Source organism: Serratia sp. BIGb0163 (assembly GCF_024809935.1).
In the GTDB taxonomy this organism is placed as follows: Bacteria; Pseudomonadota; Gammaproteobacteria; order Enterobacterales; family Enterobacteriaceae; genus Serratia; species Serratia quinivorans.
Genome location: NZ_JANUDZ010000001.1, coordinates 569,530 through 596,432, shown reverse-complemented (window position 1 = coordinate 596,432; position 26,903 = coordinate 569,530). Strand labels below are relative to the sequence as shown.

Sequence of the window (26,903 nt, the reverse complement as noted above, 5' to 3'; positions counted from 1 at the left end):
GCTTATCCCTCGCTCTCGCTACCACCCAACCGGGCCAGGGTGGCCGCCCTGGCTGGCGTTAAAGGGATCCGTGGGGCGGGCAGTGACCAGTCGAACAAATGGCGCGCTGCCGCCGCACAAATCTTGCCCTGGCAAGCGCCCATACCACAGCGGCTGCTCAACTTGGCCGCCGTCCAGTCCGCGAATCCACTTAACTGATGCAGCGGCACATCCTCACAACGACACAATAGCGTTTCCGGTGTCGCCAGCGTTTTCAGCACCGGGTTAAGCACAAAGGTTCGCGCTACCGCGCCGGCAAATTGCCGCCACTTGTCACGTTGCGCCGTTAATGCCAGTACCTGCATCAGGTTGCCGGTGGCGGCATAACCGGCAATCGCCCCCTCAGCCAGCGCCAACTCGCTGCCGCCGATCCCGGTACATTCACCGGCAGCATAAACCTGCGGTTGACTGGTTTGCTGGTAAGGATCTACGTCAACCGCATCATTTTGGATACGGCACCCCAGCAACATCGCCAGTTCGATATTCGCCACCAGCCCAAACCCACAGGCCAGACGATCGCACTCTAAGGTTACTTCACGCCGCCCTTTTTGCATCCTGATCGCCGTCAGCCGCGGGCCACCTGACGCCTCCAACACGTAGCTGTCAGGACGATAATGCCGGTTGAACAGGCTAAAGGATTGACGTAACTTCACCGGCCAACGCCACAATCCGCCGGCAAAAGCCGCCAGCCGAGCAGCGGGTGCCTGTTCCGCCAGCATCACCACTTCGCCACCGGCTTTAACCACGCTGGCGGCAACGGCCAGCAGCAATGGTCCGCTCCCGCCAATCGCCACCCGCTCCCCTTTAATAGACAACCCCTGCTTAATCTGCGCCTGCAGCCCACCGGCACCGGTGACTCCGGGCAGGGTCCAGCCGGGAAACGGCAACAAAAGTTCACGGGCACCACAGCACAGGATCAACGCTTGATAATCCACAATCCCGCAGCCCGCGGCATCTTCATAGAGAATTTTCTGCGGCCCGCACTGGGCTATAATCTTCACGCCGTTAAGCAGCGCCACATTATTCAGCGCCCCTACCGCCTGTCGGAATTGCTGTGCCAGGCTCGGCAACGCCACGTTCGGCCCGTCACGCCAGATCTGCCCGCCGGGACGCAGGTTATCGTCAAGCACCAACACGGACTGGCCGCTCTGCGCCGCCGCACGGGCTGCCGCCAACCCTGCCGGACCCGCACCAATAATCAGCACATCGCACGCGAGATCACTCATTTTCTGTCCTCTCAATACGCATTCCAGGCTGGCACAGGGTCTGACACGCCAGCCGCCGCAGGCCATTCACCGTCACCCGGCACTCCTGGCAAATGCCCATACCGCAAAACGCGGCGCGGGGTTGCCCCGTGACCGAGATGCGGCAACTATCCAGCCCGCTCAGGCTGAGCACTGCGGCGACGCTAAGTCCTTCGGGTACGCAGAGACTTTCACCGTTGAGGGTCAACGTCAGCAGGTTTTGTTTCATACCGGCAACGCCTCCTTAGGGAACATTCGTGCAGCCAGATAAGGGGTATCGTCAATCTCCGGTCGATGATTATGGATCTGCGCGGCAATCAACGCGGCGCTGCCCAGCGCGGTAGTAACCCCCAGCCCCTCATGCCCCAATGCCAGCCATAACCAGCGATGCTGGGGATGTGGCCCGAGTAGCGGCAGACCGTCGGCGGAGGCGGCGCGCAGGCCGGTCCAGCAGCGGATAATGTTCATCTGTGCCAGGGCAGGAAGAAAGGTGGTGGCGCGTGTCAGCATGGCGGCCAGTAACGGCATGTCGATAGTGCTGTCTGGGGCGTCAAACTGGCGGGAGGAGCCAATCAACAGCTGACCGGTTGGACGAGCCTGAACGTTAAACGCCACCGAAGTCCCGTCGCTGGCGTGTGCGCTGGCACCATAACCCAACTCAACCAATTGGTGGTGCACCCGTTGCGGGTAGCGATCGGTGATCGCCAAATGCCCTTTTTTGGCGCGTAACAAGGGTTGCCCCAGTAAGCTATCGGCTTGCAGGCCACAGGCCAGTACCACTACCGGTGCGGTTAAACGTTCGCCGCTCGCCAGCACCAGCGCCTGCTGTTCCAGCGCGACGGCTTCACCCACAATGACCCTGACCGAGGGTCCGGCGTCAGCCACTAACCAGCGGGCAACGTTGGGCGCATAAACAATGCCGTCCCCCGGCACGCGTAAACCACCGGCCAGGCCGGGCCGCAGCATGGGTTCAAGAACAGCGACCTGCGCAGTGTTCAGCGTTTCGCTCGTCACACCGTACTCCGCCATGCGTTGCCGCTTCGCTTCGGCAACCGCCATTTCGTCGTCCCGCTCCGCCAGCCACAGCGTACCGCAGCCACGCCAGGCGCAGCCTTCCGGCATACGATCCACCAGACTGCGCCACAGTTGCAATGAATAGGCGCTTAAAGCCAGTTCGGCAGGATTATCGTCCATGCACACCAGGTGGCCCATACCGGCCGCCGTTGCACCGGCACGCTGGTTGTCCACCAGCAAAACTTGTAATCCTTGCTGCGCCAGCCGCCAGGCGCAGGCAGCGCCGATAATGCCGGCCCCCACCACAATCGCATCCGCCCGCCTGCCGGCAATCATCAGCGGATCCCCCAAACGAAGGGATCGCGATCATCCAGCAGCAGTTGGCTGTCGGCGCAAACGTAAGCTTGCCCACGAATAAACGGCGTCACGCGATCGCCACTGCGCTGGTAATAGCCGCTGAACTGACTGCCAATCACGCTCGCCTGGTGCCAAATCTCACCCGGCTGCAGTTTGCCGTCGGCCGCCAGACAGGCCAGCTTGGCGCTGGTCCCGGTGCCGCAGGGCGAGCGATCGTAAGCCTTGCCGGGGCACAGCACAAAGTTGCGGCTGTCGGCCTGCGGGTCGGCGGCAAACAGCTCGATATGGTCGATAACGCCGCCGTCTTCGCCATATATCCCTGCGCCCTCAAGCGCCTGACGTACCGCCCAGCTAAAGGCGGTCAGCGCATCCAGATTTTGCGTATTGATCGCCAGATGATGTTCGCCGATCAGAAAAAACCAGTTACCGCCCCAGGCAATATCGCCCACCACCGGCCCGTAGCCGTTGACCTCAACCCTGACCTGCCGGCGATAACGATAGGCCGGTACGTTTTCCACCGTCACGCTGCCATCCTGATGCAAGGTGGCGTTCACCGTGCCCACCGGGGTTTCGATCAGGTGCTCACCGACGCCGATTTTCCCCAGATAGGCCAGTGAGGCCACCAGACCGATGGTGCCATGGCCACACATGCCCAAATAGCCGCTGTTGTTGAAAAAAATCACCCCGGCGGCGGCCTGCGGTGAGCAGGGCTGGCACAGTAAGGCTCCCACCAGCACGTCGTTGCCGCGAGGCTCCAGAATGATGGCGCTGCGCCAGTCGTCATATTGTTGAGCAAACAGCGCCTTGCGTTCCGCCATACTGCCAGTGCCCAAATCGGGGAATCCTTCGACAATCAGTCGGGTGGGTTCCCCGGCGGTATGGGAATCGATCGCCCGCAGCGCGGTGAAGTGCGAAGAAAGTGCCATCGGAGTCTCCTGGGTTAATGAAATGTTACCGATGGGGCTAGACTGACCGAATCTGCTGACGGCGGCTTGATGCATTTCGGCGTGGCAAATGCCGAAATCAGCACAATCCCCTGGGCAGGGTTTAGCCGGATCGAGACAACCCGGCGAGCAAAAGTATGCGGTGATCCGCATAATTGGCAGCTACGCTTGAAAAGTTATAAGAAAGTTAATATTGATGAGGCGCTTGCCAAACGGCCGGTCCGGCCACCTCAGATTCAGTGCCACCCAGTGGGAAAAGGTATTGCCATGCGATTAGCCCAGGATCATCAGCTTGTTACGGCCTCCCGGCCGGTTATCGAGGAGCCGGAACAGGACATTTTTGCCGTTGAACAACTGTCACGCTGGTGCGATGGCCTGGCACAACAGCGCCCGAACACCCTGCACGATCTGCTCAACTCTCTGGCTCTGATCGCCCCGCTGCTCAATGCTATTCCCAACGTGGTGTTTTTTATCAAGGATCTGCAAGCGCGTTACCTGCTGGCCAACCTGACGTTGGCCAAGCGCTGCGGCTTTAAAACCGTCACGCCGCTGCTGGGAAAAACCTCGGCGGAGGTGTTTCCGGCCCAGCTTGGCTCGGGTTATACCGAACAGGATCTGCGGGTACTGCAGCAGGGAGCATTGATTCAGGACCAACTGGAAATGCACCTGTACAGTGGGCGAGAGACCGGCTGGTGCCTGACACAAAAACTGGCGCTCTATGACGTTCAGGGCAAGATCATCGGTATGGCGGGCATCTCGCACGATCTGCAGGAGGCCAAAGCGAACCATCCTGCCTATCAGCGACTGGCGGCGATCGACGTCTATATCCGTCAGCACTACGCCCGACCTATTGCCCTCGAGGAATTAACCGCCCTCACCGCCCTTTCCGTGGCGCAGATAGAGCGCTACTGCAAACGTATTTTCCACCTCACACCACGCCAGATGATCCACAAGGTGCGGCTGGAAAAAGCCACCGAACTGCTGGCCGGCGATTTACCCATAACCGACATCGCCCTGCAGTGCGGTTACACCGATCACAGCGCATTCAGCCGCCAATTCAAAGCCATGACCGGCTCCACGCCACGTGATTTCCGCATTAGCATCACGCCATAACACACTGATTTATTGCATAAAGAAGTTTATCTTTGGCGCTTTGACGGCCAGGTTTTTGCTTGCCTGATACTCTGCGCCACTGTGCCAATTTCGTCATGGCATTCGGAGAAAACCGTCAAGCCCCTGCGGACAATACAGGTCAATCTGTGATTGGATTTTACCAATAATTCACCATTGATTAACAAACTTGGACGACAGGATAAACACTATGAGCCATAAAGCCATTAGCTGGAGCGGCGTGTTCCCGGCGGTCAGCACTCAGTTTCGTAGCGATTTCTCTCTGGATCTTGATGCCACCCATACGGTGATAAAAAACCTGGTCAAAGACGGCGTTTCTGGCCTGGTGGTGTGTGGCACCGTGGGCGAAAACACCTCGATGACCGTTCAGGAAAAATTGTCGGTGATTGAAGTAGCACGCGATGCGGCACAAGACAAAGTACCGGTGATTGCCGGAATTGCCGAATTCACTACGGCCTTTGCTCGCAACATGGCGCAAGAAGCGCAAAAGGTCGGCGTCGACGGCATCATGGTCATGCCTGCGCTGGTCTACTCCGCCAAACCCCATGAAACCGCCGCCCACTTTCGCAGCGTTGCCGCTGCCACCGATCTGCCGATCATGGTCTACAACAACCCGCCAATTTACAAAAACGATGTGACGCCCGACATCCTGACGTCCTTGGTTGATTGCGAAAATATCGTGTGCTTCAAAGACTCTTCCGGCGACACCCGCCGCTTTATCGATCTGCGTAACGAAGTGGGCGATCGCTTTGTGCTGTTCGCCGGGCTTGATGACGTGGTGCTGGAAAGTATCGCCGTCGGTGCCGAAGGCTGGATCTCCGGCATGTCCAACGCCTTCCCGCGTGAAGGGGAAACGCTGTTCCGTCTGGCGAAGCAAAAACGCTTTGAGGAAGCCCTGGCGCTGTATAGCTGGTTTATGCCGTTGCTGCATCTGGACGCTCGTCCGGATCTGGTGCAATGCATCAAGCTGTGTGAAGAGTTGGTCGGCCGCGGCAGCGCCATTACCCGTCCGCCGCGCCTGGCATTACAGGGCGATACCCTGGCAGAAGTCACCGCCGTGGTTAAAAAAGCGCTGGCAAATCGCCCTGAATTGCCGGACGTCGGCCTGTAATTGCCACTCTCGCCCGGCCGCCTGCCGGGCCTGAACACCAGCCAACCGGGGGAACCCATGTCCAACGCTTATACCATCCGTGGTCAACAGTTTATCGGCGGTCAACGCCGCGCCAGCGGTGAGGCCGAACTGGTCAGCCTGCGTGCCGATAACGGCCAGCCAACCGGCCACCGTTTTTTCTCGGCCAGCATCGCAGAAACCGCCGCCGCCGCCGATGCCGCCGCACAGGCGTTCACCGCCTATTCACAACTCAGTGCCGAACGGCGGGCTGACTTCCTTGAGGCGATTGCCGGGCAGTTGGATGCACTGGATGAGGAATTTTTTAACTACGCCATGCAGGAGACCGCTCTGCCATTAGCTCGTCTGAGCGGTGAACGCGCCAGAACCAGTGGCCAGATGCGGTTATTTGCCAGCCTGCTGCGCCGTGGTGATGTGCACGGCGTACGCATAGACTGCGCCTTGCCGCAGCGCACACCGCTGCCGCGTCCGGATCTGCGCCAATACCGCACGGCGCTCGGGCCGGTGGCAGTGTTTGGTGCCAGCAATTTCCCGTTGGCCTTCTCTACCGCAGGCGGTGATACCGCCGCTGCCCTGGCCGCAGGCTGCCCGGTGGTATTCAAGGCGCACAGCGGCCACATGATCACCGCCGAGCTGACCGCACAGGCGATTGAACGGGCCAGAGAGCAGCAACAGATCCCGGCCGGGGTATTCAACATGATTTACGGCGACCGCATCGGCGCGGAACTGGTACAGCACCCGGCCATTCAGGCGGTGGGCTTTACCGGTTCGCTGCGCGGCGGCAGAGCCTTGTTCGATCTGGCCATGCGCCGTCCGCAGCCTATCCCGGTTTTTGCCGAGATGTCGAGCATCAACCCGCTGATCATCATGCCGCAGGCCTTAGCCCAACGTGGGCAGCAGATCGCACGCGAGCTGGTGGCCTCATTCACTCTGGGTTGCGGCCAGTTCTGTACCAAGCCGGGGCTGATCATCGGCCAACGCAGTGAAGCATTCAGTCAATTTATGGGTGAATTAACCGAGCAGGTGAACGCCGCCGCCCCGCAACCGATGCTCAATATCGGCACGCTGGCACATTACCGCAGCGGATTGGCAGCACTGGATCAGCACGACGGCATTCGCCATCTGGCCGGCAGCCGCGAGGAACACTCTTTTTTAGCCGCACCGCAACTGTATCAGGCCGATATCGGCTTACTGCTCAGTGGCAATCCTGTGCTGCAGGAGGAAGTGTTTGGCCCGGTAGCCATTTTGGCTGAGGTGGAAAATCACCAGCAACTGACCGCCGCACTGGAAAGCTTGCAAGGCCAACTGACCGCCACGCTGCTGACCGACCCAGAGAATCTGGCCGATGCCGAACCGCTGGCGCAGTTGCTGACCCGCAAGGCCGGTCGGGTGCTGTTCAATGGCTACCCAACCGGGGTCGAAGTGTGCGATGCCATGGTACACGGCGGCCCTTATCCGGCCACCAGCGATGCCCGAGGCAGCTCGGTCGGTACCCTGGCCATTGAACGCTTCCTGCGCCCGGTTTGTTTGCAAAATTACCCAGCCGCATTGTTGCCGCCAGCGTTACAAGACAGTAATCCACTGGGCCTGCTACGGCTGGTGAACGGTATTTACACCCGAGATCCGATCCACTCGCCTGCCAACAACTAGCCCGGCCGCATCTGCATGCCACCTAATAACAAAAGGGTAAACCCATGACAACCCAAGGCAAATTCAAGAAGCAGCTTACGCTCACCGATTTGACGTTTATCGGCCTGGGCGCAATCTTTGGTTCCGGCTGGCTGTTCGCCGCCAGCCACGTCTCCTCCATTGCCGGCCCCGCCGGCATTTACTCCTGGCTAATCGGCGGGTTGGCCGTGCTGCTGCTCGGCATTGTTTATTGCGAGCTGGGTGCTGCACTGCCCCGGGCCGGCGGCATTATCCGCTACCCGGTATTCTCCCACGGCGAACTGATGGGTTATCTGCTGGGGTTTATTACCCTGATCGCCTTCTCCAGCCTGATATCGATTGAGATCGTCGCGGCCCGCCAGTACGCCGCCGCCTGGTTTCCTTTTCTGAGCCAGCCCGGCTCCGGCAACCCAACGCTAATCGGTTGGCTGGTCCAGCTCCTGCTGCTGTGCTTTTTCTTCGCCCTGAATTACTACAGCGTCAAAACCTTTGCCAAATCCAACAATCTGATCAGCGTGATTAAATTTGTGGTGCCGCTGCTGGTGATTGTGGTGCTGTTCAGCTTCTTCAAACCCGAAAACCTGCACAGCCAGGGGTTTGCGCCCTTTGGCTCCGCCGGGGTGGAAGCGGCCATTTCTGCCGGGGGGATTATCTTCGCCTATCTGGGCCTGACGCCGATTATCTCGGTCGCCAGCGAAGTGCAAAATCCGCAGCGTACCATTCCTGTCGCGCTGATCCTGTCGGTGGTGCTGTCCACCATCATTTATGTGCTGCTGCAGGTGGCCTTCCTCGGCAGTATTCCCAGTGAGATGCTGAGCGGCGGCTGGGCCGGTATCAGTCAGCAATTCTCACTGCCTTACCGTGATATCGCCATCACCCTGGGGATGGGCTGGCTGGCGTTTCTGGTGGTGAGCGATGCGATTATCTCACCGAGCGGTACCGGCAATATTTACATGAACGCCACCCCACGCGTGATATACGGCTGGGCTCGTGCAGGCACTTTCTTTAAGATCTTTACCCGCGTCGACGGTGAGTCCGGCATTCCGCGCCCTGCCCTGTGGCTGACCTTTGCGTTGTCGATCTTCTGGACGCTGCCCTTCCCCTCCTGGGAGAAGTTGATCGGCGTGGTTTCCGCCGCGCTGGTGCTGAGCTACGCCATTGCGCCGGTGACTGCTGCCGGTCTGCGCCGCAATGCGCCAGATCTGCCGCGCCCCTTCTTCGTGCGCGGCTTCTGCGTGCTCGGTCCGGTGTCATTTATCATTTCGGCGCTGATTGTCTATTGGTCCGGCTGGAACACCGTTTCCTGGCTGCTGGGCCTGCAGATCCTGATGTTCGTGGTTTATATCCTGTTCAAAAACAAGGTGCCAACCCACGCCGTCAGTCTGAAGCAACAGATTTGGTCGTCGCTGTGGCTGATAGCCTTCTATGCGCTGATTATTGTCGCGTCCTATCTCGGCAGCTTTGGTGGCATCAACGCTATTGGTCACCCGTGGGACACCCTCACGGTGGCGGTCATTGCGTTGGCAATCTATTACTGGGGCGCCTATACCTGTTTACCTCAGGCAAATTTTGCCGGTGATGAGGAAGAGTAACCGTAAAGGAGATATGTAATGACGCAAACCCAGAGTCTGACGCTGAAAGAAGCCTATGAACTAGCATTGCGCGCATTGCGCAGCAACGGTTTCAGTGCCGAACATGCCGATGCCGTCGCGCAGAATGTGACGGCCGGTGAACGCGACGGCTGCGCCTCGCATGGTTTGTATCGGGTACTTGGCTGCGTGCGTTCGCTGCTGGCTGGTAAGGTATCCGCCGAGGCACTCCCGACGATTATCGATCAAGCCCCGGCGATCTTGCGGGTGGATGCTCACGATGCTTTTTCGCTGCTGGCCTACCGTACCGCGCTGCCGGCGTTTATCGATAAGGTGCGCGCCAACGGCATCGCTGCACTGGCGATTAATCACTGTGTACATTACTCGGCGCTGTGGGCCGATATCGAACCCCTGACCGATCGGGGTCTGGTGGCACTGGCCTGTACCCCCAGCCATGCCTGGGTCACACCGGCTGGAGGAACCCGGCCGCTGTTTGGTACCAATCCGATTGCCTTCGGCTGGCCGCGCACGCAGCGCCCGCCCTTTATTTTCGATATGGCCACCAGCGCGGCGGCACGCGGTGAAATCGAGCTGCATCGCCGTGCCGGTACGCCGCTGCCGCCGGGCTGGGGTATCGACCAACAAGGGGCGCCTTCCACCGATGCGGCCAGCGTGTTGCAGGGGGCGATGCTGACCTTTGGCGGGCATAAGGGGTCAGCGCTGGCGGCGATGGTGGAGCTGATCGCCGGGCCGTTGATTGGCGATATGACCAGTAAGGAGTCGCTGGCCTACGATCGGCAGACCGGCTCCTCCCCTTACGGCGGCGAGCTGATTATCGCGATGGATCCCGATCGTTTTCTGGGGGCGGACAAGGCGGCGCATTTGGCCAGGGCAGAAACCTTATTTGCGGATATGAGCGAGCAAGGGGCGCGTATTCCGGGGGAACGGCGTTTTGAGCGTCGACAGTACAGTGAGCAGCACGGCATTAGCTTGCCGCAGACGCTGTATGACGAGATTGTGGCGCTCTGCCGCTGAATGAGACAGGCCCGCAGTTCAATACTGCGGGCCTGATTTGAAAAGATTATCTGACCACCATCACCGAGATATTGGCGTGGCGCACAATGGCCGCCGCGTTGGAACCCAGCAGGTAGGTTTTTACACTCGGGCGACGCGAGCCGATGATGATCAGATCGGCTCCAATCTCATCCGCCAGCTGCAGTACCTCATCGCGCGGTGAACCAAAGCTGATGGTGTAATCCAGACGATCCAGGGGAATGTCGATTTCCGACATGATCTTCTTGAGCTTATCTACCGCTTTGACTTCCGCCTGATTCTCAAATTCCTTGATACCGAAAGAATAAGCGGTAACGAATGCCGAAGCATCCGGCAGCGCATGGAAGAAATGCACTTTGGCACCGGATATTTTCGCCAGGTACTCAACATGCTCCAACGCATGCTCGGTCAACAGATCTTCTTCAATATCTATCGGCACTAATATGGTCTTGTACATATCACATCCCTTCTATGTAACCTTGGTAGCTACAGGGTACTGCCGGGAAGGATAAGGGTGAAACGCTTTCTCGCGCTTTTGTGATCGGCGGTGAATACTGGTTAGGATAATTCTTTAATTAACAAAATATAAACATCACATTTCTAACGGCTAGCCGATTAACTATTTCAAACCGGGTTAAATAAGCTGTAAATACACCGCCTTCGCCGTGGCGGCGGTTTTATTGGCTACCGACAGCTTCTTAATCGAATTGCCAATGTGGAAATTCACCGTCCGCTCACTCAGCCCCATTAGCAGAGCGGTCTCTTCCGAGGTTTTACCTTCGCTGCACCAGCGCAAAATATCCTTTTCGCGCAGCGTCAGCACATCTTTGATTGCCTCGTCGTTTACCGAGATTAATGCTTCACGCAGCGTTTTATGAACCATCTGCGCCAACCACAGGAAAAAGGTTTCGTTACGTGCGCTGGCCTGCGGCGACTGAACGGGAATGCTTTTTCCGGCAAAGGTGAGAATACCCAACCGGCCATAGCAATCCTTGACCGACTGCGACCAGCCTTCGCGAATACCAAACTGGGCCATACGCCACCACAGCTCTGGCTTGTCCTGGTAGAAATGTTCGTCCCAATAAAATTGCAGCGTAGAGTGGTGGGCCTGCTCAATCACCGGATCCTGCAGGTAGACCCGCAGCTTGCGATAGTCCTCCAGGTAGCACTCGGGGAAATTGCCCTCTATCAGCATTTTGGGTCGGCTGGCCGGGTAGCAGGAAAAGACCGTGTAAGAAAAGTATTCAAAACCCAAAGCCTGGGCACAGGGTGCCAGCTGGCTTAAAAAAACCTCGCGGTCTGGCTGACTGGTCAGTAAGGCATCCATCAAAGGCTGAAGGTGGGTGTCCATAAAACAGGTTCTCCAGAAGGCCACACCGGGTTATCGATAAGTAAGATTAACTATAGTGGAGGGCCCGGAGCGGCAACAGCCGTTTCATAGTATAAAAAGTACCATGCCTATATCAAAAACAGCTATGCCTGCTCGGATATTAATAAATAACGCCTTTAAATGGCATGAATAGCGGGAATTACGCGAATAACATAAAGCCGATTTATTGTAAACCTGTCACTTCTACCGTTAGACACTGGCAGCTATGCCCATTACCTTCGCCATAGGCACCTGGTGCTTTTTAAATCCGAATAAATTATAAGCATTTGCGAAATTCGCAAGGCAGAAAAATACTCACGGGGATTTTTATGGCAGAGAATAATTCAGCAATCCATTCGGTCGCTGTTATTGGTGCCGGGACCATGGGCAGAGGTATTGCCTATCTTCTGGCGCAAAACGGCATACGAACCCTGCTTTATAATCGTAGCGGTAATAATCTGAATCAGGCCAGGGACTATATTATTCTTGACCTGGATAAGAAAATAAACGGCGGAAAAATAAGCCCGCAGAAAAAAGGCGAGATATTGGCCAATCTGGTTTTCTCTCCCATTTTCGACGCTATTGCCGACAGCGACCTGGTGATTGAAACCATCGCGGAACATGAGGCAACCAAGCAGGAGATCCTCGCGGCGATTGCGGCCACGGTGAAAAAAGAGGCGATTATCGCCACCAATACCTCCTCGCTGTCATTGAATAAGCTGGCGGCAGGCGTCGAAAATAACGCCCGGTTTATCGGCCTGCACTTCTTCAATCCGGCCCCGCTGATGAAACTGATCGAAATTATTCCGTCTTACTTTACCAGCCGGGCCACCAGCCTGCGTTGCCAGCAGTTGGTGACGGCGATAGGCAAACAGTTTGTGGTCTGCAAAGCCACGCCGGGCTTTATCGTCAACCGGATGGCGCGACCTTTTTATCTGGAAGGGTTTCGGCTGTTGGAAGAGAACGTGGCGCTGGCGCCGCAGATCGACCGCGCACTCAAGGCCGGTGGCCACTTCCGCATGGGACCTTTAGAGCTGACCGATTTTATCGGCCAGGATATTAACTATCAGGTCAGCAGCCAGATTTGGCAGGACATGCAGTACGACCCCCGCTATACCCCCGGTCATTTGCAACGTTCGCTGGTGGATGCCGGGCTGCTGGGGAAGAAAAACGGCCGATCCTTTTTTACCCCCTCTTCCGCCGAACCCAGCTCCGCCGACGCAGGCAGCGGCACGCCGACCTCACTGAATTTTTATGGTGAACATCCCCTGTTCGACCTATTGCAACAGCGCGCTTTGGCGCTCTGGCCAAGGGTGCAGATTAATCGCCAATCGGAACAGCCAACGCTGGGCCGCTTTATCCGGGTGAATGACGCAATGGCCATCAAAATCACCGATGGCCGCACCGCCAATCTGCTGGCTGAATTGACCGAACTCGATACCTTCGTGATCGACGCCGCGCTCAACTACGCCGATACCGCCTATTTGGCGGCGGCCCACAGCCAGGATGCCAGCGCGGCCAATAAAGCGCTGCTTCTGACGCTGCTGCAAACGTTGATCCCGCAGGTGGAGTTTATTAAAGACTCCCCGGGCCTGATTGTCGCCCGCGTCCTGAGCAGCCTGATCAATGAGTCGGTGATTATGGTGGAGAGCGGAGTTTGCAGCCGGGCGGATATCGATATCGCCGCGGTGGCCGGCGTTAACTATGCCGATGGCATCTTTAGCTGGCTGGCGCAGCTTGGGCAAAAAAACGTGAAGTCGACGCTGGACAATATGGCTCAACTGCTGCATTCCGCCCGCTATTACCCGCATTACTCTTTGCTCAATACCCCCCGGCCAGAGCTGGCCGTCGCGCCCTAAGGAAAAATGATGACGATTAAAGACGATGGAGTCTATCTGATCGACGGCACGCGCACGGCTATTGGCGCCTATGGCGGTAGCCTGGCGTTAACTCGTCCGGACGATATGGCGGCCTCGATTATCCGGGCGCTGCTGCAACGACATCCTGAAACCGAAGCGGATATTGATGAGGTGATCCTCGGCTGCGCCAATCAGGCCGGAGAAGACAACCGTAACGTGGCCCGGATGGCAGCGCTGCTCTCCGGTCTGGATCAGGGGGTGCCAGCGATTACCCTTAACCGTTTGTGTGCTTCCGGGCTGGATGCGGTGATCTACGCCAGCGCAAAAATAAAAAGCGGCCTCAGCGATCTGGTATTGGCCGGGGGTGTGGAAAGCATGAGCCGCGCGCCCTACGTGATGGGCAAAAGTGAAACGCCTTTCGACAAGGGGGTCAAACTCTACGACACCACCCTGGGCTGGCGTTTTATCAATCCGCAGTTGGCACAGCGCTATGGCAGCGATCCGCTGGGCATAACGGCGGAGAACGTCGCGCAGCAGTACCGGATATCCCGCGACGATCAGGATGCTTTTGCCCTGGCCTCGCAGCAGAAGGCCTGGCGGGCGATCGAAAATGGCCGCCTGGCCAGGGAAATAACGCCGCTCGAGGTCCAGGCCGACCGTAAAACCCGTAAAACCTTCGAACAGGATGAGTTCCCGCGTCAGACCACGCTGCAAAAATTGCAGGCGCTGAAACCGGCCTTTACCCCCGACGGCTCGGTCACCGCCGGCAACGCCTCCGGCATCAATGACGGTGCTGCGGTGCTGTTGCTGGCCAGCGGCCGCTATGTGAAACGCAAGTCGCTGCAGCCGCTGGCGGAGATAGGTGACAGCGCCAGCGCCGGCGTCGCCCCTTCGCTGATGGGAATTGGCCCGGTCGCCGCCACCGAACGGCTGCTGGCGCGGTCCGGCTTTACCCTGAACGATTTTGACGTGATTGAAATTAATGAGGCGTTTGCCGCCCAGGTGCTGGCGACGCTGCAAAGCTGGCGTATCGACTTCAAGGATACGCGGGTCAATCCCAACGGCGGAGCCATCGCCCTTGGGCATCCGCTGGGCATGTCCGGCGCGCGACTGGTGCTTTCCAGCGCGCTGGAGCTGCATACCCGGCAATTAAACCATGCGCTGGTGACAATGTGTGTCGGTGTCGGCCAGGGTGTTTCATTGGTCATTAAAGCCCTCTAATGCAAGGAATTCCGTATGAGCGTATTGAACATTCTTGAAGAAAAATTGGCCGAAACCAAAAGACAGGGCCGCTTCCGTGAGTTCCTCAATCTGGAACGCAGCGTGCTGGACAAACCCTGGGCCACCAGCCACGGTCAGGGCGGTGAGCGCCGTCTGAACGTCTGGTGCTCCAATGACTATCTGGCGATGAGCCATCACCCTAAAGTCATTCTGGCCACCACCGAAGCGGTGAACCGCGTCGGGCTGGGCACCTGCGGCGCACGCAGCATTTCCGGCACTTCTGTCTATCACAGTGAATTGGAAACCCTGTTAGCCAGCGCCTATGGCAAAGAGTCGGCGCTGCTGTTTACCACCGGCTTCGGTGCCAATGACGCCACCTTGTCCACCCTGTGTGATGCCATTCCCGATCTGATTGTGTTTTCCGATGAGCTGAACCACGCCTCGATGATTTACGGCATCCGTTACAGCAAGGCGGAGAAAAAGATCTTCCGCCACAATGACGTAGCCCATCTGGCCGAGCTGCTGCAGGCCGCCGACCCGCATCGGCCCAAACTGATCGCCTTCGAGTCGCTTTATTCAATGGACGGCGACTTTGCCCCACTGGCACAAATTGTGGAACTGGCTGAGAAATATCAGGCGCTGACCTATCTGGACGAGATCCACTCTGCCGGCGTTTACGGTCATCGCGGGTTGGGCTATGCCGAACAACTTGGCCTGTTGGACAAAATCACCATTATCCAGGGCGGTTTTGGCAAATCTTACGGCGCTGCCGGTGGCTACATCGCCGCCCCCCGCGTGGTGGTTGAAGCGGTGCGTAGCTGGTCGCCGGCGTTTGTCTTCAGCACCTCGTCCCCGGCTCCGGTGGTGGCGGCCGCGCTGGCCAGCTTCAAATACAACCTGGAGCATGACAATCAGCGCAAGCATCTGCTGGCGATCATCGACCACTTGAAGTCCGGCCTGCGCGCCGCCGGCATTCCGCTGGTTTCGGAGGACAGCCACATTCTGCCGGTGCTGGTCGGCGATCCACACCGCAACAAGCACATCAGCAAGCAACTGCTCGACGAGTACGATATTTACGTGCAGCCGGTGAACGCGCCAACGGTTCCGGCCGGTAGCGAGCGTTTGCGCGTTACGCCGACCTCTGCCCATACTCATGAGGACGTGGAATATTTCCTGGCGGCGTTAAGCGAAGTCTGGGCTGCCAATCAGTTACGGAGAGCAGGATGAAGTTGACGGACTATAACGGCCATTTTCTTACGCTGTGTCTGATGGCGACCGGCACCTTTGCCATCGGGACCGACGCGTTTATTGTCGCCGGTATCCTCGACGAGATTTCCGGCACCTTTGCCGTCAGCCCCGCGCAAGCGGGGCAGTTAATCTCGGTATTTGCCCTGGCTTATATGCTGTTTGCCCCACTGACCGCCTGGCTGCTGGGGAACCTCAATCGCAAACATATTTTGCAGTTGGCCCTGGTGTTATTTATCGCCGGTAATCTGGTCTGTGCCTATGCCGACAGTTTTTTGCAAATGTCTGCCGGGCGGGTGCTGGCGGCGCTGGGCGCGGCTTGTTATACGCCACAGGCCGCTGCGGCGGCGGTTGGGCTGGTGGCGGAAAAGCGCCGCGGGCTGGCGATATCTATCGTTTACGGCGGCATGACGCTGGCCATCGCCCTTGGCATTCCCTTCGGCACCTTCCTGGCAAAGTTGATCGGTTGGCGGGAAATCTTTTTGCTGATCGCCTTGCTGGGCGCGGTCTCACTGCTTGGGCTTTCGCTGGCGCTGAGCACCATCGCGGCACCGGGTAAACACACGCTAAAAGAGCGGCTTGCTCCGCTGCGGCAAAAAGCGGTGCTGACCACCCTGCTGATTACCTTTTTCGCCGTCTGTTCCGAGCATATCGTTTACAGCTACGTGAGCGTATTGCTGAAAAACACCCAGTTTGGCCCGGAGGCCATTTTGCCGATTGCGCTGCTGGTGTTCGGTATCGGCGCCGTTATCGGTAACTTCGTTTCCGGCCTGTTGACCGATACCTTCGGCAGCAAGTTTGTGCTGCTGTTTTCGGTATCGGTGCAAACCGTTTCGCTGTTCCTGCTGGCCTTTTACGTCAGCTCCCCCTGGTGGGTACTGGCGATTTTTCTGGTCTGGGGCATTACCGGCTGGATGTATCTGGTGCCGATCCAGCACCACTTGTTGTCGCTGTCCAAACGTTTTGGCGCGCTGACCGTTTCGCTCAACAGCTCGGTACTCTATGCCGGCATCGCGGCGGGTGGCATGCTGGGTGGCCTGACGCTGTATGCGCTGCCGGCCTTTTATCTCCCCTTGTTCTCGCTGCCGCTGGGGGCTATCGCCCTGCTGCTGACGCTGTTTTTCTTCCAGGGGGAAAAAGCCAATGAGTGATCTGCCCCTCCCGGTGCGGTATGAGCAAAATGACGGCATTGCCGTGATTACCCTGAACCGACCGGAAAAAAAGAACGCCATCAATCTGGCGATGGCGCAACTGATCCAGGGCTATCTGCAACGGGCAGAACAGGATGATGCCGTTCGGGTGATCGTGCTGACCGGCCTGCCGCAAGTGTTTTCCGCCGGAATGGACGTCCGGGCCTTCCAGCAGGGAGAACTGCCGGTGGTCGAACCGGGAGGATTTGGCGGTCTGGTGCATGCCCAGCTCACCAAGGTGATTATTGCCGCAGTAGATGGCATCGCCTTCGGCGGCGGTTTCGAGATAGCGCTGGCCTGCGACCTGATCGTCGCCAGCCACAGCGCACAGTTCAGTTTCCCGGAAACCGGGCTGGGGCTGATTGCCGCACAGGGAGGATGTTCACGGCTGCCGGCGCGCATCTCACCCTATATCGCTCTCGAGTGGTTACTGACCGGCCGAATCATCAGCGCGCAGGAAGCCTGGCAACAGGGAGCCATTTCCCGCATCAGTGAGGGTAGCGCACGCGAGGAGGCACTGACTCTCGCCCGGCAGATTGCACAAAAAAATCCGCTGGCGAGTCAGGCGGTGAAGGCCATCGTCCGCCAAGGTTTGAACCGGCATGAAGCCGCTTCCTTTGACTATCAGCAAGGCTGGGTGGAGCGGGTGCGCCAGGCCGCGGCCAAATCCTTTTAAGAACATTCTTAGTGAATGGCAATCATTCGCAGTCTAATTTTTAATCACTACAAGACAGTGCTTGAGAAGCCATTAACCCCGCTCTGCGGGGCTTTTTTTGCTGATTAGGATTTCACGGCGGAAAAAGGCTGCATAAACAGGAAGGTACAGGGCTTGCTCTGGTGCTGATTGATCAAGGGCACCAAACGCCTGAAGTGTTCCGTTTGGCAATGGGCGTCCAGCGCGGCGCGATCGGGCCACTCCTCGACAAAAATAAAATGCCCAGCATCCTGGTGATCGATAAACAACTCATAGGAGAGGCAAAGTGGCTCCTGCCGGGTTTTCTCCACCAGTTCCTGATACAGCGGCATCACCGTTTCAACACAATCGAGCTTGATAAAATCTTCAGCAATCACTTTTAACATTGTTACCTTCCTTGTTTTTATCTCAGGCGCATCACCATGGGTAACCACCCAATCTCATCAGGATGAACCTATTCAGTTAACAAAACCTAATTGACCATTTATTGAAGTTACGAATGGGACACTGGTCACCAGAGAATACATTTTCACAGGTGGCCGATGGAACAACTCACACAAATTATCGCCAAATACAGCCCGGAGCCTGAATTCCTGTTGTTGATTATCTTTTTATTTTCGCTGGGAAAGTCAGTGATTTTTATTTCTTCGCTGCTGCCACCGGCTTCGGTCACGCTGATGCTGGGCATCGTCGCCGGTAAAAGCATGCTCCCCGACGTCCATGTCTGGGCGGCGATTACCCTGGGCGCCCTGCTCGGCTCCGTTTTGTCCTTCCATTGTGGCGCACTGTTCTGCCAACGCAAACCCGGAAAGTGGCTGCCGACCCGATACCGGCAGGCACTGCTCAAAACAAAATCCGCATTGCAGCATAAAGGGTGGGTGCTGTTGTTTATGTCGCGTTTTTTGGCGGTAATGCGCTACACCGTACCGCTGGTCGCCGGCATCATTGCTCTGCCGCTCAGGCAGGTCTATTGCGCCAGCGCGCTGTCCGCCGGGATTTGGGCACTGGGGTTGATGTTGGTTAGCCGGGTGTTTTGAACCGCCTGGCCTCTGGCTTTCGAACTCCGGGTAGCCCGCGCGCCTATAGCAGCTCTGAAAAAGCAACGGGATCCCATTATCAATTTTGCAGGGAATCGGGGTTGCAAGACGGCTCGAAAAGGTGGCTTCGAAAGCCCAGCCTGCGTCAGATCACTTAACTGAATATTTACGCCGAAAGGATGCCATTTTTGTGGGACGAGTCTCAATTAAGTATTATTCTTAAAAAACGCTGAAGAAAAAAAACCGCTAACAAATTGATTTGGTTGATAAGTAATACGCAAGCCAGCCTTGTAATCAATTGATTACCCCCCCAGAGCACTTCCCGCCGAGCTTACGACCTTACTCGTCGACCTCTTCACTGCTAGCCCCGAATGTCAAACGCTTACACCCATTAGTTTTTCTCATGCGATGTTTTTAACCCTCTGTTTTATCAACAAGATAAGTCGCATCAGGGCTGTTAATCTGCCCAGACCCAGAGTAATCTTCCGCCCCCGAGACGTCCGATTTGCCTCCGCAGTGTAAAGAACAATCGACTTTTATCCCTCGCATAAATGTTGTAAACATGTTGCACAAAGGTGGCGTTATTGCACTACCTTACTAAATCTGGCACAACCAGATAATCGTATAAAAAAGAGCCACTTCAGAGCTCACTATTTCACTCATGACAGGTAAAACAGGACATCATCAGATGGTAGATCACTCTAAAATAGCCGCAGAGGCCGCGCCCGAATCAGAAGATCATCTACGCCGAAACCTAACTAACCGACATATTCAACTGATCGCCATCGGCGGTGCTATAGGTACGGGTCTGTTTATGGGTTCCGGCAAAACCATCAGCCTGGCCGGGCCTTCGATCATCTTCGTGTACATGATTATCGGCTTTATGCTGTTCTTCGTGATGCGCGCCATGGGCGAGCTGCTGCTCTCCAATCTGGAATATAAATCCTTCAGCGATTTCGCCGCCGATCTGCTCGGCCCCTGGGCCGGCTTCTTTACCGGCTGGACCTACTGGTTCTGCTGGGTGGTCACCGGTATTGCCGACGTGGTGGCGATCACCGCCTACGCACAGTTCTGGTTCCCCGGACTGTCACAGTGGATCGCTTCGTTGCTGTGCATATTGCTGTTGCTGGGCCTGAACCTGGCGACGGTGAAGATGTTTGGTGAGATGGAATTCTGGTTCGCGATGATCAAAATCGTCGCCATTGTCGGGCTGATCATCGCCGGGCTGGTGATGATCGCCATGCAGTTCCAGTCACCAACCGGCACCGTCGCGTCGTTCTCACACCTGTGGAATGACGGCGGTATGTTCCCGAAAGGCATCAGCGGCTTCTTCGCCGGCTTCCAGATTGCGGTGTTCGCCTTTGTCGGCATTGAGCTGGTGGGCACCACCGCGGCTGAAACCAAAGACCCGGAAAAAGTGCTGCCGCGCGCGATTAACTCGATTCCTATCCGCATCATCATGTTCTACGTGTTCGCCCTGATCGTGATTATGTCGGTCACGCCATGGAGTTCCGTGGTCGCCGACAAAAGCCCGTTCGTAGAACTGTTTGTGCTGATTGGCCTGCCTGCGGCGGCCAGCGTGATCAACTTTGTGGTGCTGACCTCCGCCGCCTCTTCCGCCAACAGTGGCGTGTTCTCTACCAGCCGTATGCTGTTCGGTCTGGCGCAGGAAGGCGATGCGCCCAAGTCATTTGCCCACCTGTCCAAGCGAGCAGTACCGGCGAATGGCCTGACCTTCTCCTGTATCTGCCTGCTGGGTGGCGTGGTGCTGATTTACCTGATCCCGAACGTGATGACGGTCTTCACGCTGGTAACCACCGTCTCGGCGATCCTGTTTATGTTTGTCTGGACCATTATCCTGTGCTCGTATCTGGTTTACCGTAAGCAACGCCCGGCGCTGCACCAGAAATCGATCTACAAGATGCCGGCCGGCAAACTGATGTGCTGGGTCTGTATGGCGTTCTTCGCCTTTGTGTTGGTGTTGCTGACGCTACGCGAAGACACCCGTCAGGCGCTGATCGTCACGCCGCTGTGGTTTGTGGTGCTCGGTCTGTCTTACGTGTTCCTGCGCAAAAAGAAAACCGCTTAACATTCCCCGGGGGATAGTTCGCTATCCCCCTGCTCTCATCCGCCTAGCGCGGCCGAATACCCTCGATAATCACCCGCTGCACGTTCTCCACCGTCTGCTGAAAAAACGCCTCATCGTCCAGGGTCTTGCCGGTCACTGCCTCCACCTGCACCCAAAAATCTGCGTAGTGCTGAGTGGTCGCCCACAGCATGAAGATCAGATGGTGCGGCTCTACCGCCGCGATATGGCCTGCGGCGATCCAGCGCTCAATCATCGCGGACTTCTCGTCCACCAGCGCCTTCAACCCGCCCTGCAGCTCTTGTTTCAGCAACGGCGCCCCCTGGATCATCTCCAGACAAAACAGCCGTGAGGCCTGCGGATGCTGGCGAGATACCTCAAGCTTCAGGCGGATATATTCGCGAATCGCCTGCAGGGGCTCCTGATCGGCGCGCAGCGCCTTCAATGGCGCCAGCCAGACGTCGAGAATATCTTTCAGCACCGCCAGATACAGGGCTTCTTTGGAGGGGAAGTAATACAGCAGATTGGTTTTGGACACGTCGGCACGTTCTGCCACCTGGTCCAGACTAGTGCCATGAATACCGTACAGCGAAAAAAACTCCAGTGCCGCATTCAGGATTGCGCCACGTTTTGCGGCTACCGCACGCGAGCGGCGCGTAGGGGGTTTAACGGCTTGTGGCTTCACTGCGGCTCCTTGGCACAGCCAGATTTTGGCCAGCATAACAAAGCCATTGGGTGAAACCCACGCTTTTACCTACCCCTTCCGAGTGATTTCCTGCACCTTTAATGAGCAGTTACGCCTGTTTTTTGTGCATGCCGTTTTGACCAAATGGTCTGTTTTAGACCACTCGCTCAACATGAAAATCACGAAAGAAAAACAATCCTTTGATAAATAAACCATTTTAAAAACTGGCATCGCCTTTGCAAAAGCCTCCGTATCCAGCGCCGCCTACAGAAAGCATTCAGGCGACGCATGATCCGTTCCACTAGCAACCGAGGTGTTCAAATGAAAATTGGCGTATTTATCCCGATCGGCAACAACGGCTGGCTGATTTCCAGCAATGCCCCGCAGTACCAACCGACGTTTGAACTCAATAAAACCATCGTGCAGAAGGCCGAGCACTACAACTTCGATTTTGCCCTGTCGATGATCAAACTGCGCGGTTTCGGTGGCAAAACCGAATTTTGGGATCACAACCTGGAGTCCTTCACCCTGATGGCCGGGCTGGCCGCCGTCACCTCACGCATCAAGATCTACGCCACTGCCGCCACTCTGACCATGCCACCGGCGATCGTCGCCCGCATGGCCTCCACCATTGACTCGATTTCCAACGGTCGCTTTGGCCTGAACGTGGTCACCGGCTGGCAGAAACCGGAATACGAGCAGATGGGCATGTGGCCGGGCGACGATTACTTCGGCCGCCGCTACGACTATTTGGCGGAGTACGTCAATGTGCTGCGCGATCTGTGGGGTACCGGTAAATCCGATTTCAAAGGCGAGTTTTTCCAGATGGACGACTGTCGCGTCAGCCCACAGCCGCAGGCGGACATCAAGGTGATCTGCGCCGGACAAAGCGACGCGGGCATGGCCTTCTCGGCCAAATATGCCGATTACAACTTCTGCTTTGGCAAGGGGGTCAACACGCCGACCGCCTTTGCACCAACCGCAGCACGCTTAAAAATTGCGGCGGATAGCGAAGGCCGCAGCGTGGCCTGCTACGTGCTGTTTATGATTATTGCCGATGAGACCGACGAGGCCGCCCGCGCCAAGTGGGAAAGCTATAAAGCAGGGGCCGATACCGAAGCCCTGGCCTGGCTGACCGAGCAAAGCGGCAAGGACACTAAATCCGGTGCCGACACCAACGTACGCCAGATGGCGGACCCCACCTCCGCCGTCAATATCAATATGGGCACGCTGGTCGGTTCCTACGCTAACGTGGCGCGCATGATGGATGAAATCGCCACCGTGCCCGGCACCGAAGGTGTGCTGCTGACCTTCGATGACTTCGTCACCGGGGTGGAAAACTTTGGCGAGCGCATCCAGCCGCTAATGAAAAGCCGCGCCGACGTTTGCCCACAAACTGCCGCAAGCCGCGAGGTGGCATAATGAAAATTGTTGAAAACCAACAGGTAGTACGCCGTCAGTCACCGCAGGCCGAGGTTACGCTTACCCTGCCAGCCCGTCCGGAGGCTATCGCCTTTGCGCCGCAGGAAACCGCGCTGATCGTGGTGGATATGCAAAATGCCTACGCGTCGCAGGGCGGCTATCTGGATCTGGCCGGTTTTGACATCTCGGCCACCGCCCCGGTGATCGCCAACATCAAACGCGCTATCAGCGCTGCCCGTGCCGCTGGTATCAAGGTGATCTTTTTCCAAAATGGCTGGGACAACCAGTACGTCGAGGCCGGTGGGCAGGGTTCCCCCAACTGGCATAAATCCAACGCGCTGAAAACCATGCGTAAACGCCCGGAACTGATGGGCAAGCTGCTGGCCAGGGGTGACTGGGATTACGATCTGGTGGACGAACTGCAACCGCAGCCCGGCGATATCGTGCTGCCGAAACCGCGCTACAGCGGCTTCTTCAACACCCAACTCGACAGTCTGCTGCGCTCGTATGGCATTCATCATCTGGTGTTTACCGGCATCGCTACCAACGTCTGTGTCGAGTCCACGCTGCGTGACGGTTTTTTCCTCGAGTATTTCGGCATCGTGCTGGCCGACGCCACTCACCAGGCCGGGCCACAGTTTGCCCAGCAGGCGGCGCTGTACAACATCGAAACCTTCTTTGGCTGGGTGTCGGACGTCGACAGTTTCTGTAATACGCTCGCCGCCCCGCTCAGCCAGACGGCATGAGTTTTGCTCGCCTTTAACCAATATTAAATTTTCACCAGGAGCGCCACTATGCCAAAAACCATTATTACTCCGCCGGGCACCGGCAAACCGCTGGCCCCTTTCGTGCCCGGCACCCTGGCCGACGGCGTGGTTTACGTCTCGGGCACGCTGGCATTCGATAAAAACAATAACGTGGTGCACGTCGGTGACGCGGCAGCGCAAACCCGTCACGTGCTGGAGACCATCAAAAGCGTGATTGAAACCGCCGGTGGCGGCATGGACGACGTGACCTTTAACTCGATTTTCCTCACCGACTGGCAAAACTATGCCGCCATCAATCAGGTGTATGCAGAGTATTTCCCCGGCGACAAACCGGCGCGCTACTGCATTCAGTGCGGATTGGTAAAGCCGGACGCCCTGATTGAAATTGCCACCGTGGCCCATATCGGCCGCTGAGTCATTATCCGCAGAGGACTGAGCATGTATTTTGAGATTTTGGGAAAAGACACGCCGTTGGCACCCACGCTGGTACTCTCCGCCGGGCTGGGTGGCGCAGGCAGTTTTTGGCAACCACAGATTAACGCGCTGGGTGAGCACTTCCGGGTAGTGGTTTACGATCACTTCGGTACCGCTCGCAGCAAAGGGAGCGTGCCGGACGGCTACAGCATGGCCGATATGGCCGATGAAGTGGCGCAGTTGCTGCGTTCACTCAACGTAGACTGCTGTTACTTCGTCGGCCATGCACTGGGCGGCATGGTTGGCCTGCAATTGGCACTCACGCATCCGCAACTGGTCGAAAAACTGGTGGTGGTCAACGGCTGGCCGACGCTGGACAGCCAGACCCGCCGCTGCTTCAAAGTACGTCAGGATCTGTTGCTCAACAGCGGCGTGGAAGCCTATGTGCGCGCCCAGCCGCTGTTCCTGTTCCCCGCCGACTGGCTGTCGCAGCACTCCGCCTTGCTGGATGAAGAGTTGCAGCACCAGACCGCACATTTTCAGGGCACCGAAAACCTGCTGCGCCGTCTGACTGCGCTGATGAATACCGATTTTCGTCCGCACCTGGCGGACATTACCACGCCAACCCTGGCGCTGTACTCCCGCGACGATTTGCTGGTGCCCTATCACTGCTCGCATCAGTTGGCGGCCAGCCTGCCGAACGGCGAACTGGCCGAGATGGCCTACGGCGGCCATGCGATGAGCGTGACCGACACCGAGCACTTTAACCGCATCCTGCTGGGTTGGCTGTTGAAAACGCAAAACGCCCAAACCCACCTGCAACCCTAGCCCGGAGACACAAAATGCAAAGCCAAACGCTGCTTGCCGATACGCCACTACAGTCGCCGTATGTAGAAAAACAGGACTTCCGCGACGCCATGGCGCGCCTGGGATCGGCAGTCAATATCATCACCACCGATGGCCCTGCCGGCCGGGCCGGTTTTACCGCTTCGGCTGTCTGCAGCGTCACCGACACGCCACCAACCTTGTTGGTGTGCCTGAACCGTTCCGCGTCGGTCTATTCGGTGTTCAAACAAATCCAGACGCTGTGCGTCAATACGCTGGCCGCGGAGCACGAGTCGTTGTCGAATCTGTTCGGCGGTAAAACCCCGATGGAGCTGCGATTCTCCGCGGCACGCTGGTCTACGCTGGCAACCGGATCCCCCATCCTGCACGGTGCAGTGGTCTCGTTCGATTGCCAAATCGGCCAGATTGTCAGCGTCGGCACCCACGACATTTTTTTCTGCCAGGCGCTGGCGCTGACGCGTAATGACGACAGCCACGGTCTGGCCTATTTCGACCGGCGCTACCACTCGCTGTTGAAACAATGATCGGCGCATAACCGCTCAAACACATTCACCTGCACCCTGAAATTTTGGAGATAACGATGGCGAATACCTGGTTTCCCCAATGGCGCATGAAACAAGGCAGTCTGGACGGTTCGATTGTCGCGCCCGATGAACGGCTTTCGCTGGCGCAAACGCTGGTGATGGGGTTGCAACATGCGGTGGCGATGTTTGGTGCCACGGTGCTGATGCCACTGCTGATGGGCTTTGACGCCAACCTGGCCATTCTGATGTCCGGCATCGGCACGCTGCTGTTTTTCCTGGTGGTGGGCGGCCGGGTGCCAAGCTATCTCGGTTCCAGCGCGGCGTTTGTCGGGCTGGTGATCGCTCTGACCGGCTACGGTGGCCAGGGCGCTAACCCGAATATTGCACTGGCGCTCGGCGGCATTATCGCCTGTGGCCTGGTGTATCTGCTGATCGGCCTGGTGGTGATGAGCGTGGGTACCCGCTGGATCGAACGCCTGATGCCGCCGGTGGTGACCGGTGCCGTGGTGATGGCGATCGGCCTTAACCTGGCGCCTATCGCGGTGCGCAGCGTTTCAGCCTCCAACTTTGACAGTTGGATGGCGGTGACCACTATTTTGTGTATTGGCTCGGTCGCGGTATTCACCCGCGGGCTGATGCAACGGCTGTTGATCCTGGTGGGATTGATCGCCGCCTATTTAATCTACGTGATAGCCACCAACGGCTTTGGGCTTGGCAAACCGGTGGATTACAGCGCACTAAGCCAGGCAGCCTGGTTCGGCCTGCCACAGTTCACCACGCCGGTGTTTAACCTGCACGCCATGTTGCTGATTGCTCCGGTGGCGATCATTCTGGTGGCGGAAAACCTCGGGCATGTCAAAGCGGTGGCGGGCATGACCGGCCGCGATCTTGACCCTTATATCGGCCGCGCCTTCGTCGGCGATGGGCTGGCGACCATGCTCTCCGGTTCGGTGGGCGGTACCGGGGTGACGACCTATGCCGAGAATATCGGCGTAATGTCAGTAACCAAAATTTACTCTACGTTGGTGTTTGTCGCGGCGGCGTTAGTAGCTATTGTGCTGGGGTTTTCACCAAAATTCGGCGCGCTGATCCACACCATTCCCGGCCCGGTTTTGGGCGGTGCTTCGGTAGTAGTGTTCGGTCTGATCGCCGTCGCCGGTGCGCGCATCTGGGTGCAAAACAAAGTAGACCTGGGCGATAACGGCAACCTGATTATGGTTGCGGTCACGCTGGTGCTGGGTGCAGGCGATTTTGCACTGACTATCGGCAACTTCACCATGGGCGGGATAGGCACGGCCACTTTCGGGGCCATTATCCTTAATGCCCTGCTGCGCAGGCGTAAAGCGCTGCCGCTGGCAGACAGTGCCGTACGTTAA

26 protein-coding genes are annotated in these 26,903 nt (G+C 57.4%); 18 read left to right on the top strand and 8 right to left on the bottom strand.

Features of this window, described 5'->3' with window-relative positions:
* Positions 1-2: 2 nt before the first annotated feature.
* The 4 genes from M2406_RS02745 to M2406_RS02730 are packed head-to-tail and all read right to left on the bottom strand — an operon-like array spanning position 3 to position 3,580.
* Positions 3-1,265, bottom strand: coding sequence for an FAD/NAD(P)-binding oxidoreductase (locus M2406_RS02745; RefSeq protein ID WP_259188500.1), 1,263 nt, complete (start codon positions 1,263-1,265; stop codon positions 3-5).
* Complete coding sequence (locus tag M2406_RS02740) at positions 1,258-1,512, bottom strand: (2Fe-2S)-binding protein (protein ID WP_012006267.1); 255 nt, start codon at positions 1,510-1,512, stop codon at positions 1,258-1,260. Before M2406_RS02740 ends, M2406_RS02745 begins: the two co-directional genes overlap by 8 nt.
* On the bottom strand, positions 1,509-2,633 hold the full coding sequence (locus tag M2406_RS02735) for an FAD-binding oxidoreductase (RefSeq protein WP_259188499.1): 1,125 nt from the start codon (positions 2,631-2,633) through the stop codon (positions 1,509-1,511). The genes M2406_RS02740 and M2406_RS02735 overlap by 4 nt, the downstream gene beginning before the upstream one ends.
* Positions 2,633-3,580 carry a 4-hydroxyproline epimerase gene (locus M2406_RS02730; protein ID WP_259188498.1) on the bottom strand — a complete coding sequence of 316 codons (948 nt, stop codon included), beginning with the start codon at positions 3,578-3,580 and terminating at the stop codon, positions 2,633-2,635. Before M2406_RS02730 ends, M2406_RS02735 begins: the two co-directional genes overlap by 1 nt.
* A gap of 285 nt (positions 3,581-3,865) precedes the next feature.
* Here M2406_RS02730 and M2406_RS02725 point away from each other — a divergent pair, with 285 nt between their 5' ends.
* The 5 genes from M2406_RS02725 to M2406_RS02705 all read left to right on the top strand — a co-directional run bounded on the left by M2406_RS02725 (position 3,866) and on the right by M2406_RS02705 (position 10,150).
* Positions 3,866-4,711 carry an AraC family transcriptional regulator gene (locus M2406_RS02725; RefSeq protein WP_259188496.1) on the top strand — a complete coding sequence of 282 codons (846 nt, stop codon included), beginning with the start codon at positions 3,866-3,868 and terminating at the stop codon, positions 4,709-4,711.
* 208 nt (positions 4,712-4,919) lie between these two features.
* A complete protein-coding gene (locus M2406_RS02720; protein ID WP_259188493.1) occupies positions 4,920-5,840 on the top strand; it encodes a dihydrodipicolinate synthase family protein in 921 nt (306 codons plus the stop codon).
* A 57-nt stretch (positions 5,841-5,897) separates the two neighbouring features.
* Positions 5,898-7,508: an aldehyde dehydrogenase (NADP(+)) gene (locus M2406_RS02715; protein WP_259188491.1), complete on the top strand. Its 1,611-nt coding sequence runs from the start codon at positions 5,898-5,900 to the stop codon at positions 7,506-7,508.
* Positions 7,509-7,552: 44 nt separating this feature from the next.
* Positions 7,553-9,118 (top strand): APC family permease, encoded by a 1,566-nt coding sequence (locus tag M2406_RS02710; protein WP_012006261.1) that lies wholly within the window; start codon positions 7,553-7,555, stop codon positions 9,116-9,118.
* A gap of 18 nt (positions 9,119-9,136) precedes the next feature.
* Positions 9,137-10,150, top strand: a complete 1,014-nt coding sequence (locus tag M2406_RS02705) for an Ldh family oxidoreductase (RefSeq protein WP_259188487.1) — start codon at positions 9,137-9,139, stop codon at positions 10,148-10,150.
* A gap of 46 nt (positions 10,151-10,196) precedes the next feature.
* On the opposite strand, the gene M2406_RS02700 is transcribed toward M2406_RS02705, so the two are convergent.
* Together M2406_RS02700 and M2406_RS02695 are read right to left on the bottom strand one after the other, a co-directional pair.
* Complete coding sequence (locus tag M2406_RS02700) at positions 10,197-10,625, bottom strand: universal stress protein (RefSeq protein WP_012006259.1); 429 nt, start codon at positions 10,623-10,625, stop codon at positions 10,197-10,199.
* Between the two features lie 177 nt (positions 10,626-10,802).
* The gene (locus tag M2406_RS02695) at positions 10,803-11,519 is read right to left on the bottom strand and encodes an autoinducer binding domain-containing protein (protein WP_112362741.1); all 717 of its coding nucleotides are present in this window, start codon (positions 11,517-11,519) and stop codon (positions 10,803-10,805) included.
* A gap of 347 nt (positions 11,520-11,866) precedes the next feature.
* Here M2406_RS02695 and M2406_RS02690 point away from each other — a divergent pair, with 347 nt between their 5' ends.
* From M2406_RS02690 to M2406_RS02670, 5 genes are read left to right on the top strand one after another with little or no spacing between them, the layout of a single operon-like run.
* Positions 11,867-13,396, top strand: a complete 1,530-nt coding sequence (locus M2406_RS02690) for a 3-hydroxyacyl-CoA dehydrogenase NAD-binding domain-containing protein (RefSeq protein ID WP_259188482.1) — start codon at positions 11,867-11,869, stop codon at positions 13,394-13,396.
* A gap of 9 nt (positions 13,397-13,405) precedes the next feature.
* Entirely contained in the window at positions 13,406-14,617 is a 1,212-nt protein-coding gene (locus M2406_RS02685; RefSeq protein ID WP_259189925.1) for an acetyl-CoA C-acyltransferase, read from the top strand.
* A 15-nt stretch (positions 14,618-14,632) separates the two neighbouring features.
* A complete protein-coding gene (gene hemA, locus M2406_RS02680; protein WP_259188480.1) occupies positions 14,633-15,844 on the top strand; it encodes a 5-aminolevulinate synthase in 1,212 nt (403 codons plus the stop codon).
* The gene (locus tag M2406_RS02675; protein ID WP_153857252.1) at positions 15,841-17,013 is read left to right on the top strand and encodes an MFS transporter; all 1,173 of its coding nucleotides are present in this window, start codon (positions 15,841-15,843) and stop codon (positions 17,011-17,013) included. Before hemA ends, M2406_RS02675 begins: the two co-directional genes overlap by 4 nt.
* Positions 17,006-17,728 (top strand): enoyl-CoA hydratase-related protein, encoded by a 723-nt coding sequence (locus tag M2406_RS02670; RefSeq protein ID WP_259188477.1) that lies wholly within the window; start codon positions 17,006-17,008, stop codon positions 17,726-17,728. Before M2406_RS02675 ends, M2406_RS02670 begins: the two co-directional genes overlap by 8 nt.
* Positions 17,729-17,832: 104 nt before the next feature.
* On the opposite strand, the gene M2406_RS02665 is transcribed toward M2406_RS02670, so the two are convergent.
* Positions 17,833-18,132, bottom strand: coding sequence for a putative quinol monooxygenase (locus M2406_RS02665; RefSeq protein WP_012006252.1), 300 nt, complete (start codon positions 18,130-18,132; stop codon positions 17,833-17,835).
* A 156-nt stretch (positions 18,133-18,288) separates the two neighbouring features.
* Here M2406_RS02665 and M2406_RS02660 point away from each other — a divergent pair, with 156 nt between their 5' ends.
* Both M2406_RS02660 and cycA read left to right on the top strand, forming a co-directional pair.
* Positions 18,289-18,783, top strand: coding sequence for a DedA family protein (locus M2406_RS02660; RefSeq protein WP_259188474.1), 495 nt, complete (start codon positions 18,289-18,291; stop codon positions 18,781-18,783).
* Between the two features lie 688 nt (positions 18,784-19,471).
* Positions 19,472-20,872, top strand: a complete 1,401-nt coding sequence (gene cycA / locus M2406_RS02655; RefSeq protein ID WP_026142302.1) for a D-serine/D-alanine/glycine transporter — start codon at positions 19,472-19,474, stop codon at positions 20,870-20,872.
* Positions 20,873-20,915: 43 nt separating this feature from the next.
* Here cycA and rutR read toward each other — a convergent pair whose 3' ends face one another.
* The gene (rutR, locus tag M2406_RS02650; RefSeq protein WP_259188470.1) at positions 20,916-21,590 is read right to left on the bottom strand and encodes an HTH-type transcriptional regulator RutR; all 675 of its coding nucleotides are present in this window, start codon (positions 21,588-21,590) and stop codon (positions 20,916-20,918) included.
* Between the two features lie 285 nt (positions 21,591-21,875).
* On the opposite strand from rutR, the gene rutA reads away from it, so the two are divergent.
* Genes rutA through rutG form a run of 6 tightly spaced genes read left to right on the top strand, consistent with a single transcriptional unit; the run spans position 21,876 to position 26,903 of the window.
* Entirely contained in the window at positions 21,876-22,976 is a 1,101-nt protein-coding gene (gene rutA, locus M2406_RS02645; protein ID WP_017892353.1) for a pyrimidine utilization protein A, read from the top strand.
* On the top strand, positions 22,976-23,722 hold the full coding sequence (rutB, locus tag M2406_RS02640; protein ID WP_259188467.1) for a pyrimidine utilization protein B: 747 nt from the start codon (positions 22,976-22,978) through the stop codon (positions 23,720-23,722). Before rutA ends, rutB begins: the two co-directional genes overlap by 1 nt.
* 48 nt (positions 23,723-23,770) lie before the next feature.
* Positions 23,771-24,157 (top strand): pyrimidine utilization protein C, encoded by a 387-nt coding sequence (gene rutC / locus M2406_RS02635; RefSeq protein WP_259188465.1) that lies wholly within the window; start codon positions 23,771-23,773, stop codon positions 24,155-24,157.
* Positions 24,158-24,181: 24 nt separating this feature from the next.
* Positions 24,182-24,985, top strand: a complete 804-nt coding sequence (rutD, locus tag M2406_RS02630) for a pyrimidine utilization protein D (RefSeq protein ID WP_259188463.1) — start codon at positions 24,182-24,184, stop codon at positions 24,983-24,985.
* Positions 24,986-24,999: 14 nt separating this feature from the next.
* Entirely contained in the window at positions 25,000-25,527 is a 528-nt protein-coding gene (gene rutF, locus M2406_RS02625) for an NADH-dependent FMN reductase RutF (RefSeq protein WP_259188462.1), read from the top strand.
* Positions 25,528-25,583: 56 nt separating this feature from the next.
* Entirely contained in the window at positions 25,584-26,903 is a 1,320-nt protein-coding gene (gene rutG / locus M2406_RS02620) for a pyrimidine utilization transport protein G (RefSeq protein WP_259188461.1), read from the top strand.